Raw genomic sequence first — 10,618 nt, 5'->3', positions numbered from 1 at the left:
GCTGCCGATGATCGGCAGCGAGGGGCCGACGACCCGTCCCGGGACGGGGCCGGTGCGGTCAGGGGCGCGTCGCGACGTACTGCGCCCAGGCCGTCTCGACGGCGGCCAGCGCCGTCTCGTCCTGCAGGGACGTCACGTCCCCGCCGCCGCGGCCGGCGGTCAGGTCGGCCATCAGCCGGCGCATGATCTTCCCCGAGCGCGTCTTCGGCAGGTCCGGGACGACGACGACGTCGCGCGGCCGGGCCACCGGCCCGATCTCGTGCGCGACGTGCTGCTGGAGCTCGGCGGCGACGTCGGCCGGGCCGTCCCCGCGCAGGATGACGAACGCCACGATCCGCTGGCCCGTGGTCTCGTCCGGCGCCCCCACGACGGCGGCCTCCGCGACGCGCGGGTGCGAGACGAGGGCCGACTCCAGCTCGATGCTCGACAGGCGGTGGCCGGAGACGTTCAGCACGTCGTCGATGCGGCCGCCGATCCAGATGTACCCGTCGGCGTCCTTCGTCGCGGCGTCCCCGGCGAGGTAGTACCCCCGGTCCGCGTACGGTTCCCAGTAGCTCTTGACGAACCGCTCGTGGTCGCGCCACACCGTGCGGGCCATGCCCGGCCAGGGCTTCGTGATGACCAGCACGCCCTGCTCGCCCGGCCCCACCTCGTTCCCGGCCTCGTCGACGACGGTGGCCGACAGCCCCGGCAGCGGGACCGTGCCCGACCCCGGTTTCAGCGGTGTGACCCCGGGCAGGGGGGCGACGACCGCGGCCCCCGTCTCGGACTGCCACCACGTGTCGACGATGGGGCAGCGGCCACCGCCGACCTCGCGGTGCAGCCACAGCCACGCCTCGGGGTTGATGGCCTCGCCGACCGAGCCGAGCAGCCGCAGCGACGACAGGTCGAACCGGGCGGGCAGTTCCGGGCCGTGCTTCATGAACGTCCGCACCAGGGTCGGGGCGGTGTAGTAGATCGTCACGCCGTACTTCTCGATGACCTCGAAGTGGCGGCCGGGGTGCGGGGTCAGCGGGGACCCCTCGTAGATGACCTGGGTCACGCCGTTGGACAGCGGGCCGTACATCTCGTACGAGTGCGCCGTCACCCACGCCAGGTCCGCCTGGCACCAGTACACGTCGTCGTCCTTGACGTCGAACACCGCCCAGTGCGACCACGACGTGTGCGTCAGGTAGCCGCCGCTGGTGTGCACGAGCCCCTTGGGCTTCCCGGTGGTGCCGGAGGTGTAGATGATGAACAGCGGGTTCTCGGCGTCGAAGCTGGGCGCCTCGTGCTCGGGGGACTGGCGGTCCACCAGGTCGTGCCACCACACGTCCCGGCCCGGGGTCCAGGGCACGTCGGGGGTCTGCTCGCCGGTGCGGCGCAGCACGAGGACGTGCTCGACGTGGTCGAGGCCCTCGACGGCGGCGTCGGCGGCGCCCTTCACCGCGACGGCGGTTCCCCGCCGGAACTGCCCGTCGGTGCACACCAGCAGCTTCGCGCCGGTGTCCTCCACGCGGAACCGCAGCGCCTCGGCCGAGAAACCCCCGAACACCAGGGACACGACGGCGCCGATGCGGGCGCACGCCATGGTGGTCACGATCGTCTCGGGCAGCACCGGCAGGTAGAGGACGACGCGGTCGCCGTGCCCGACGCCCAGTTCCTCCAGCGCGTTGGCCAGGCGGCACACCTCGTCGCGCAGCTGCGCGTAGGTGATCGTCCGGGAGTCGCCCGGCTCGCCCTCCCAGTGCAGCGCGACCTTGTCCCCGCGCCCGGCGGCGACGTGCCGGTCCACGCAGTTCACCGCGACGTTCAGCTTCCCCCCGGTGAACCACTGCGCCGTCGGCAGGGTGGACCCGTCGAAGACGGTGTGGAACGGCTCGTCCCACTGCAGCCGCCGGGCCTGCTCGGCCCAGAACGCCTCCGGGTCGGCGGCCGCGCGCGCGTGCTCACCGGCGCCGACGTTCGCCTGCGCGGTGAACTCGGCGGAGGGGGTGACGACGAGTCCGCCGTCGAGGCCGGGGGGAGTGGTGGTCAAGGAGGGTCCTCACGGGGGCGCGGGCGGTCCGGGACGACCGGCCCGTGGCCGGCTTGGCCGCCAGAGTAGCCGCGCCGTACCCTCGGACCGTGGAGACCACCGGGCGTGACGAACCGTGCGGCTCGTCGTTCGTCGGGGTGCAGCGCCGGCACGTCGACCTGTGCCGCACCCGCTCCGCCGCCTGTCGCTGACCCGCTCCGTCGCCCCCGCCGGGCCGAGCGTCCCCCGCTGCCGCAGCGGCCACCGCGTGGCCCGCTCACCGCGCCGAGCGCCGTCCCGCCGTCCGTCCGCGCCACCCGCCCGAGGAGCCCCACCGTGACCACCACCACCGACGTCGAGACCGCCCGCGCCGGGTTCGAGGCCTGGCGCGCGGCCCGCACCGCCGAGCTCAGCCGGCCGCACGGCTGGCTCAGCCTCACGAGCCTGACCTGGCTGGACGCCGAACCCGTCCCCGTCGAGGGCCTGCCCGGCACGTGGGCCTCGGTCCCCGGCGGGGTCGCCGTGACCGCCGCGGCCGCCGACGGGGTCGTCGTCGGGGGAGAGCCCGTGGACGGCACCGTGACGGTCGAGACCGTCGAGGGCGCCCCCGGCGTCCTCGTCGAGGTCGGCGACCTGCGCGTGGAGGTGATCCAGCGCACCGGCTCGCACGCCCTGCGCGTGCGGGACCCGCAGGCCCCGGCGCTGGCCGCGTTCACCGGTGTCCCCGTCTTCGACTTCGACGAGGGGTTCGTCCTGGACGCCGAGTTCGTGCCGTTCGAGCAGCCGCGCGCCGCGGTCGTGGGTGCGGTCAAGGACGGCCTCGAGCACCACTACGAGGCCGTCGGCGTGGTGCGCTTCGAGCTCGGCGGCCCGCAGCGGTTGACGGTGTTCGCGGGCGGGACGATCCTGTTCCGGGACGCCACCAGCGGCGTCACGACGACGGCCACGACCCGGTCGGTGCGGGTCGACACGACCCCCGGCCCCGTCGTCCTGGACCTCAACCGCACGCAGAACCTGCCGTGCGCGTTCACCGACCACGCCACCTGCCCGGTCCCGCCGGCCGAGAACCGACTGACGGTCCCGGTCGCGGCGGGGGAGAGGGACCCCCGATGAGCACCACCGCGCTGGACGGTTTCACCGACACCGAGCTCGCCGCGCTGCGGGCCGACTTCCCGATCCTGACCCGGACCACCCGGTCCGGGAAACCCCTGGTGTACCTGGACTCCGGGGCGACGTCGCAGAAGCCCCTGGCGGTGCTGGACGCCGAGCGGGAGTTCTACTCCACGCGCAACGCGGCCGTGCACCGCGGCGCGCACCAGCTCGCCGAGGAGGCCACCGACGACTTCGAGGCCGCCCGCGCCGCCGTCGCCGGGTTCGTCGGGGTGCCGGCCGCGGAGCTGGTGTTCACGAAGAACGCGACCGAGTCGCTGAACCTCGTCGCGCACGCCTTCAGCACCACGACCGCCTACGCCGCACGGGGTTCGGCGCCGGACGGGCAGGTGGTCGACCCCCGGTTCGTGCTCGCCGAGGGCGACGAGGTCCTGGTCACCGAGACCGAGCACCACGCCAACCTGGTGCCGTGGCAGGAGTTGTGCGCCCGCACCGGCGCGGTGCTGCGCTGGGTCCCGGTGACCGACGAGGGGGTCCTGGACGTGGGCGCGCTGCCCGCGCTGGTGACCGGGCGCACGAAGGTCGTCGCGTTCGCGCACGCCTCGAACGTCCTGGGCGCCGTCGCCCCGGTCGCCGAGCTCGTCGCGGCCGCGAAGGCCGTCGGCGCCGTCGTCGTGCTCGACGCCTGCCAGTCCGTCCCGCACCTGCCCGTCGACCTGCCCGCCCTCGGCGTGGACCTGGCCGCCTTCTCCGGGCACAAGATGCTCGGCCCCTCCGGCATCGGTGCGCTGTGGGGGCGCGCGGACCTGCTCGCCGCGATGCCGCCGTTCCTCACCGGCGGCTCGATGATCGAGCTGGTGCGGATGGAGCGGTCGACGTACGCGCCGGCGCCGCAGAAGTTCGAGGCCGGGGTGCCCATGGCGGCGCAGGCCGTCGGGCTGCACGCCGCGGTCGACTACCTGCGCGGGCTGGGGCCCGACGGGTCCGGGATGGCCCGCGTCGAGGCCCACGAGCGCGCCCTGACGCGGCTGCTGCTCGACGAGCTCGCGCAGCTGCCGTGGGTCCGCGTGCTCGGCCCGGCCGGGGCCGCCGACCGCGTCGGGCTGGTGTCCTTCACGGTCGAGGACGTCCACGCCCACGACGTCGGGCAGCTGCTCGACGACGAGGGGGTCGCGGTCCGCGTCGGGCACCACTGCGCCTGGCCGCTGCACCGCCGGTTCGGCGTCGCCGCGACGACCCGGGTGAGCTTCGGCCCCTACAACCAGGCCTCCGACGTGGACGCCGTGCTGCGGGGTCTGCACCGGGTCCGGGCCCTCTTCGCCTGAACCCCGCCGTGAGAGCCTGACGACGTGGACCTGTACCAGCAGCTGATCATCGAGCACTCCAAGCGGCCGCACGGCGAAGGTCTGCGCGCCCCGTTCGGGGCGCAGGCCCACCACGTGAACCCCACCTGCGGCGACGAGATCACCCTGCGGGTCCAGGTCGACGACGGCGCGGTCGCCGACGTGTCGTACGACGCGCTGGGCTGCTCCATCAGCCGCGCCTCGGCCTCGGTGCTGCACGACCTGGTCGTCGGCCGGCCCGTCGAGGAGGTCGGCCCGCTGCGCGAGGCCGTGCAGCACATGCTCACCAGCCGCGGCGCCGACCCCGGCGACGAGGACGTCCTCGGCGACGCCGTCGCCTTCGCCGGGGTCGCGAAGTACCCCGCGCGGGTCAAGTGCGCGCTGCTGTCCTGGTCGGCGCTGGCCGACGCCCTGCTGCGGACCCCCGCCGCGTGAACCCCGCCGTGCGGGTCCGCGCGTACACCGACGACGACTGGGCGCAGGTCTGGCCGTTCTTCGACGAGATCGTCGCCGACGGCGAGACGTACGCCTACCCCGAGGGCCTGACCAGCGAACGGGCGCGGCAGCTGTGGGTGGCCCCGCCGCCGGGCGCGACGTTCGTGGCCGTCGACGGTGACGCCGACGACGTGGTCCTCGGCACCGCGCGGTCGGGCCCGAACCGCCCCGGCCGCGGCGCCCACGTCGCGACCGCGAGCTTCATGGTCGCCCCGGCCGCGCGGGGCCGCGGGGTGGGCCGCGCCCTCGGCGAGCACGTGCTGGCGTGGGCGCGCGGTGCGGGTTTCCTGGCCATGCAGTTCAACGCGGTCGTCGAGACGAACACCGCGGCCGTCGCGCTGTGGCAGTCGCTGGGGATGCGCATCGTGGGCACCGTGCCGCAGGCCTTCGACCACCCCGAGCACGGGTACGTCGGCCTGCACGTCATGCACCGCTCCCTCTGACCTCCCCCGACGCCTCCCGGACCGGCCGCGGTCGTCCGGTCACGGCCGCCGCCGTCGATGCCCTACGCTGGCCGGACCATCCAGAGCGGCCGAGAGACCTGGCTCGTCGACGCCGCAGCAACCCCCGCACGGGGGTGCTCATGCCAGGACCGATGGGAGGAACAGTGGGTTACACCGGCGACCTCACCCCGCGTGAGGCCTTCGAACTCGTCCGGGACGACCCGGCCGCCGTCCTGGTGGACGTCCGCACCGACGCCGAGTGGCGGTTCGTGGGCGTCCCGGACGGGCTGGGCGCCGGCCCCGTCCTCGTCTCCTGGCTGCCGGTGGACCCCGAGCGGTTCCTGGCCGAGCTGGCCGCGGCGGGCATCACCCCGCAGGCCGGCCGCAAGGTCGTGTTCCTGTGCCGCTCCGGTCAGCGTTCGGTCGCCGCCGCCGAGGTCGCCACGGCCGCCGGGATCACCCCCAGCTACAACGTCCTGGAGGGTTTCGAGGGGCCGCTGGACGCCGACGGCCACCGCGGGGGTTCAGGGTGGCGGGCGGCCGGTCTGCCCTGGAAGCAGTCGTGAACGGGGCCGGCTGGCGCCCGGACACCACGGCCGTGCGCGGCGGGCTGTCCCGCTCGCCGTTCGAGGAGACCTCCGAGGCGCTCTACCTGACCTCCGGGTACGTCTACGCGACCGCCGCCGACGCCGAGGCCGCGTTCAGCGGCGACGTCGACCGGTTCGTCTACTCCCGCTACGGCAACCCGACGGTGTCGGTGTTCACCGAGCGGCTGCGGCAGCTGGAGGGGGCGCAGGCCTGCTACGGCCTGGCCAGCGGGATGTCCGCGGTGTTCTACGCGCTGGCGGCCCTGCTCGGCGCCGGCGACCGCGTCGTCGCGGCCCGCAGCCTGTTCGGTTCCTGCTTCGTCGTCCTCGACGAGATCCTGCCGCGCTGGGGCGTGGAGACGGTGTTCGTCGACGGCGAGGACCTCACCCAGTGGGAGGCCGCGCTCGCGCAGCCGGCGCAGGCCGTGTTCTTCGAGACGCCCGCCAACCCCATGCAGACGCTGGTGGACATCGCCGCGGTCACCGAGCTCGCGCACGCCGCGGGCGCCACCGTCGTCGTCGACAACGCCTTCGCCTCGCCCGTGGGGCAGCACCCGTTGCAGTTCGGGGCCGACGTCGTCGTCTACTCGGCGACCAAGCACATCGACGGCCAGGGCCGGGTGATGGGCGGGGCCGTCCTGGGGACGAGCGAGTTCATCGACGGCCGGTTCCGGGAACTCACCCGGCACACCGGCCCGACGCTCAGCCCGTTCAACGCCTGGACCCTCGCCAAGGGCGTGGAGACCCTCAGCCTGCGGGTGCGGCACTCGGCGGCCACCGCGCTGCGGCTGGCCGAGCACCTCGAGCAGCACCCGGGGATCCGCTGGGTCCGCTACCCGCTGCTGCCCAGCCACCCGCAGTTCGACCTGGCGAAGCGGCAGATGGACCTCGGCGGGACGATCCTCACGTTCGAGCTCGACGCCCCGCGGGGGCGCGGCAAGGAACGCGCCTTCGAGGTGCTGGACGCGCTGCGCGTCGTCGACATCTCCAACAACCTCGGCGACGCCAAGTCGCTCGCCACCCACCCCGCCACCACGACGCACCGACGCCTCGGCGCCGAGGGCCGCGCCGCCATCGGCCTGGGCGACGGCGTCCTGCGGTTGTCCGTGGGCCTGGAGGACCCCGACGACCTGCTCGACGACCTCACCCACGCCCTCTCCTGAACCCTTCGATCGGAGTTCCGTTGTCCAGCAAGCAGATCCCCGTCTCGCACGCCGGCAGCCTGCCGCGCACCCCCGAGCTCATCGCAGCCAACGAGGCGCGCCGGGTCGCCGATGACGGTTTCACCCTCGAGCGCACCCCCGAGTTCGAGGCGCTGCTCACCGGCGCCGTCGTGGACCTCGTGCGGCGCCAGCGCGACCTGGGCGTCACGGTCGTCGGCGACGGCGAGTACGGCAAGGCCATGTCCAGCGCCGTCGACTACGGCGCCTGGTGGTCGTACTCGTTCCAGCGCGTCGCCGGTCTGGAGGTCACCGGGGAGGACCTGTTCACCCAGCCCGTCGTGCGCTCGGAACCGGGGGAGGTGCGGCTGACGAGCTTCCCCGACCGCCGCGACTGGGTGCGGTTCCGCGAGGCCTACCAGGACCCGACGTCGGGCATCTCGACGGGCAAGAACGCCACCGCGTTCCCCGCCACCACCGGCCCGCTGTCCTACACCGGTCACGACGCCCTCGCCTCCGACATCGCGAACCTGAAGGCCGGTCTGGCCGCCGCGGGCGTCGAGCAGGGGTTCATCACCTCGCTGTCCCCGGGCAGCGGCGCGCGCATCTCCAACCGGTACTACGCGACCGAGGAGGAGCACATCTGGGCGTGGGCCGACGTGATGCGCGAGGAGTACCGGGCGATCGTCGACGCCGGGCTGATCGTGCAGATCGACGACCCGTCCATCGCGGAGAACTGGGACCAGATCAACCCCGAACCCTCCGTGGAGGACTACCGCGCGTTCACCCGGATCCGGGTCGACGCGCTCAACCACGCCCTGCGCGGCCTGCCCACCGAGCAGGTCCGGTTCCACCTGTGCTGGGGTTCGTGGCACGGCCCGCACACCACCGACATCGAGTTCCGGCACATCGTCGACCTCATGCTCCAGATCGACGCCGGGTCCTACTCCTTCGAGGCGGCCAACGTGCGCCACGAGCACGAGTGGAAGGTCTGGCGGGACGTGCAGCTGCCCGAGGGCAAGCAGATCGTCCCCGGGATCGTCAGCCACGCCACGAACGTCGTGGAGCACCCCGAGCTCGTCGCCGACCGGATCGAGCGGTTCGCCTCCGTCGTGGGGGCCGAGAACGTCGTCGCCTCCACCGACTGCGGGCTCGGCGGGCGCATCCACCCGCAGATCGCGGTCGCCAAGCTCGCCTCCCTCGGCGAGGGCGCCCGGATCGCGGGTTCGCGGTTGTTCGGGTGAGCTGATGGCTGCGGGGGAGGCGGCCTGGGCGCTGTGGCAGGACTCGCCGTGGGGCCGGCTGCGCTACCACGTCGTGGCCCGGCTCCTGCGGTCCTGGACGCAGGACCTGGGGCCGGGCCTGCGGGTGCTCGACGCCGGCGGTGGGGACGGGCGCGACGCGCTGCCGTTCGCCCTCGCCGGCCACGACGTGACGGTCCTGGACCGGTCGCCGGAGATGCTCGCCCTGGCCCGTGCGGCGGCCGCGGCGGCCGGTGCCGCCGAGCGCGTGCACACCGTGGCCGCCGACCTGGAGGACCTCACGGCCCTGGCGGCGCTGACCCGGCACCGCGAGGGCGGTTCGGGGTCCTTCGACGTGGTGTTCTGCCACGACGTGCTGCAGCACAGGGCCTCCCACGAGCAGGTGCGGGCCGACGTGGCGACGCTCGTGTCGTCGGTGCGTCCCGGCGGGCTGGTGTCGCTGCTGGCCCCCAACCCGCCCGCCGACGTCCTGGCGACCGTCCTCGGTCAGGGGCCGGCCGCCGCGTGGGTCGCCCTCGACGCCGAGCGCGCGAGCGACCCCGCGACCGGGCACACCGCGCTGCGGCTGTCCCCGGAGTTCGTCGAGGACGCTTTGACCGCAGCCGGGTGCGACGTCGCGGGCCGCGCGGGGGTGCTCGCGGTGACGGCGCTGCTGGAGAACGCCCAGCGGGAGGACGACCGGGTCGTGGCCGACCTCGAGGAGCTGGAGGTCGAGCTCAGCGCGCGGCCCCAGTTCACCGGGACGGCGCGGTACTGGCTGCTCGCCGGCCGCCGCCGCTGACCCCCCGCCGATCGAGGAAACCCGCACGACGATCGAGGAAACCCGCACGTCGATCAAGGACACACGGGGCATGGGCGGCACCGCTGTCCTTGATCGCCGTGCGGGAGTCCTTGATCGCGGAGGAGGTGGGGTCAGCGGCGGTGGCCCAGGACGAACGTCCGGATCGCGGTGACCGCGGCGCCGCGCGCCCACTCGGTGAACCCCGTGTGCTGCACGTCGACGTCCAGCTCGGAGGCGTGCGGGCTGCGGCCGGCGCGGATCCCCGCGGTCAGGGCCTCGCGGCCGACGTCGGCGAGCCGGGCGTTCTCCCCGGACAGCACGATCTTCTCGGGCATCACGAGGTTCCCCACGGCGGCCAGCAGCGTCCCCAGGCACCGCGCCGCGTGGTCGACGACCCGCCGCGCCGACGGTTCCCCGGTGACGGCCAGGTCGAGGAGCTCGGCGACGGACACCTGCCGCCGCAGCGCCATCGACGCGCGGAACTCCAGCGCCGAGGTGGTCAGGACGGCGTCGGCGCAGCCGGCGTGCCCCTCGGGGCACAGCGGTCCGTGGGGGTCGAGGGGGAAGTGGCCGAGCAGGCCGACCCCGGCGTCGGGGCGGTCGAGGACCTCGTCGTGCACGACGAGGCCGTACCCGATGCCGACGCCCACGACGAGGACGGCGAAGTGGGCGCAGCGGCTTGCCGTCCCGAACCACTGCTCGGCGCGGGTGAGGGACAGCACGTCGTTGTCGACGACGACGGGCAGGCCGAGGTGGGCTTCCAGCGCGGGGCCGAACGCGACCCGCTCCCAGCCGAGGTAGCGGGCGCTGTCGACCAGGCCGCCGGGTGCGGTGCGGCCCCCCAGGCTCACCCCGACCGCCCGGACGCCGTGGGGTTCGGTCGCGGACAGGTCGCGGACCAGGGCCCCCACGCCGGCGGCGACGGCCGCCGGGTCGCGGTCGGGCAGGGGGGCCTCCCGGGCGTCGACGACGGTGGCGCGCAGGGTGGTGAGCACCGCGTAGGCGGTGTCGGCCGTCAGCTTCACCCCGACGAAGTGGTGGGCGCGCTCGTCGACGTCGAGGGGTCGGGTGGGCCGTCCGGAGGTGGGGTCGTAGGCGCCGGTCGTCTCCACGAGCAGACCGGAGTCCAGCAGCGGTTTCGACAGCCGGGTGAGGCTGCCGGCGGACAGGTCCAGCCGGCGGGCCAGTTCGCTGCGGGGCAGCGGCCCGTCCAGGAGCACCTCCAGGGCGATGCTGTGCGCGGTGCCCGTCAGGGGCGTCCACGCGGACGGGGACGGCCCGTCGGGTCGCAGGGTCCCGGCGAGGCTGTGGTCCAGGCTCACGCGCACCCCCTCATCGTCGGTGATCGGTGGTTCGAGCGCGGGGCGACCGTACCCGACTATCGCCACGGAAGTCACGGAGCGGTCCACGACGGCCGCGTCTCGGGAAAATTCGGATCACT

Annotated in this window: 10 protein-coding genes and 1 riboswitch; of the genes, 8 read left to right on the top strand and 2 right to left on the bottom strand. The window is 74.4% G+C overall.

The annotated features are described in order from the left end of the window. Positions 1–58: 58 nt before the first annotated feature. Entirely contained in the window at positions 59–2,017 is a 1,959-nt protein-coding gene (gene acs / locus ACRYRX_RS14070; protein ID WP_432512705.1) for an acetate--CoA ligase, read from the bottom strand. A gap of 315 nt (positions 2,018–2,332) precedes the next feature. On the opposite strand from acs, the gene ACRYRX_RS14065 reads away from it, so the two are divergent. From ACRYRX_RS14065 to ACRYRX_RS14030, 8 genes are all read left to right on the top strand, one after another. Continuing rightward, on the top strand, positions 2,333–3,109 hold the full coding sequence (locus ACRYRX_RS14065) for a DUF1684 domain-containing protein (protein ID WP_432512704.1): 777 nt from the start codon (positions 2,333–2,335) through the stop codon (positions 3,107–3,109). After that, a complete protein-coding gene (locus tag ACRYRX_RS14060) occupies positions 3,106–4,431 on the top strand; it encodes a SufS family cysteine desulfurase (RefSeq protein WP_432512702.1) in 1,326 nt (441 codons plus the stop codon). Before ACRYRX_RS14065 ends, ACRYRX_RS14060 begins: the two co-directional genes overlap by 4 nt. Positions 4,432–4,455: 24 nt before the next feature. Continuing rightward, positions 4,456–4,884: a Fe-S cluster assembly sulfur transfer protein SufU gene (sufU, locus tag ACRYRX_RS14055; protein WP_432512701.1), complete on the top strand. Its 429-nt coding sequence runs from the start codon at positions 4,456–4,458 to the stop codon at positions 4,882–4,884. Beyond that, positions 4,881–5,387, top strand: coding sequence for a GNAT family N-acetyltransferase (locus tag ACRYRX_RS14050; RefSeq protein WP_432512699.1), 507 nt, complete (start codon positions 4,881–4,883; stop codon positions 5,385–5,387). Before sufU ends, ACRYRX_RS14050 begins: the two co-directional genes overlap by 4 nt. Before the next feature lie 73 nt (positions 5,388–5,460). Continuing rightward, a riboswitch (SAM riboswitch) is annotated at positions 5,461–5,546 on the top strand. Between the two features lie 5 nt (positions 5,547–5,551). Continuing rightward, on the top strand, positions 5,552–5,953 hold the full coding sequence (locus ACRYRX_RS14045) for a rhodanese-like domain-containing protein (RefSeq protein WP_432512712.1): 402 nt from the start codon (positions 5,552–5,554) through the stop codon (positions 5,951–5,953). Further along, positions 5,950–7,137 carry an O-succinylhomoserine sulfhydrylase gene (locus tag ACRYRX_RS14040; RefSeq protein ID WP_432512698.1) on the top strand — a complete coding sequence of 396 codons (1,188 nt, stop codon included), beginning with the start codon at positions 5,950–5,952 and terminating at the stop codon, positions 7,135–7,137. The genes ACRYRX_RS14045 and ACRYRX_RS14040 overlap by 4 nt, the downstream gene beginning before the upstream one ends. Positions 7,138–7,157: 20 nt before the next feature. Continuing rightward, entirely contained in the window at positions 7,158–8,378 is a 1,221-nt protein-coding gene (locus tag ACRYRX_RS14035) for a cobalamin-independent methionine synthase II family protein (protein WP_432512697.1), read from the top strand. A 4-nt stretch (positions 8,379–8,382) separates the two neighbouring features. After that, positions 8,383–9,177 (top strand): class I SAM-dependent methyltransferase, encoded by a 795-nt coding sequence (locus ACRYRX_RS14030; RefSeq protein ID WP_432512695.1) that lies wholly within the window; start codon positions 8,383–8,385, stop codon positions 9,175–9,177. A gap of 131 nt (positions 9,178–9,308) precedes the next feature. Here the strand turns inward: ACRYRX_RS14030 and ACRYRX_RS14025 are convergent, their stop codons facing one another. Next, positions 9,309–10,499, bottom strand: coding sequence for an ROK family protein (locus ACRYRX_RS14025; RefSeq protein WP_432512693.1), 1,191 nt, complete (start codon positions 10,497–10,499; stop codon positions 9,309–9,311). Positions 10,500–10,618: the final 119 nt, after the last annotated feature.

The sequence above is a fragment of the Kineococcus lubricus genome (genome assembly GCF_050871965.1).
In the GTDB taxonomy this organism is placed as follows: domain Bacteria; phylum Actinomycetota; class Actinomycetes; order Actinomycetales; family Kineococcaceae; genus Kineococcus.
Note: the sequence above shows the minus strand (reverse complement) of the source record. Positions and strands in the feature narration are given on the sequence as shown.

Excerpts from the sequence above, each read along its gene's own strand:
- ACRYRX_RS14060 (WP_432512702.1), top strand. The coding sequence starts at position 3,106 with ATGAGCACCACCGCGCTGGACGGTTTCACCGACACCGAGCTCGCCGCG.
- ACRYRX_RS14030 (WP_432512695.1), top strand. The coding sequence starts at position 8,383 with ATGGCTGCGGGGGAGGCGGCCTGGGCGCTGTGGCAGGACTCGCCGTGG.